Annotated in this window: 1 protein-coding gene; it reads right to left on the bottom strand. The window is 39.8% G+C overall.

Annotated elements, in window-relative coordinates:
* Nucleotides 1–570 (bottom strand): mucin-binding protein (locus K1I71_RS09545; protein ID WP_419991708.1); only part of this gene is annotated, 570 nt, incomplete at both ends.

Here is a 570-nt window from a genome sequence, read left to right as displayed (position 1 = left end):
AACTACGAAGCTTTGATCTACTTTCGTATCTTTATCGTAGTTCTTATCTGTAGCAGTTGTGAATCCGTCACTTACTAAGTCATATCCTAGAGCTTTCAATTCAGCAAGTTTAGCTACTGTACTGTAGTCGATTGGTTCTCCAGATTTACCTTCTAGGTTATCTGTGTGAAGTACTGTTCCAGTTCCTTCTACCACATAAGTTACTTTTGCTTTCTGAGTATCTTTCTCATAAGTGATTTCAGTATCTTCTGTTGGGGTTTCAGGTGTTGGTGGAACATATCCTTTACTTGGATCGTTTGGATCTACTGGTTTCAGTGGGTTTCCATTTGGACCTTTTGGTGTAGTTCCTGGTACGTAAGGAACGATTGGTCTATCGTTTCCTGGTTTAGTTGGATCGTTCGGATCATTTGGATATGGAAGTGGATCAATTGGTGTTTCACCTTCTGGTACTTTCGGTACCCATGAACCAAGTTTAGTGTAAACTACTTCGATGTTTTCATCTTTAGAGTCTGCAGTTAATCCTGTTGTAGCTGCTACTTCTTTTTGTTTGGCATCTTTCAGGATGTAGCC

Origin of the sequence: Streptococcus mitis, from assembly GCF_019929545.1 — a bacterium.
GTDB lineage: Bacteria > Bacillota > Bacilli > Lactobacillales > Streptococcaceae > Streptococcus > Streptococcus mitis_BU.
The sequence above is the reverse complement of the archived record's forward strand: the minus strand, read 5'-3'. Positions and strand labels throughout refer to the sequence as shown.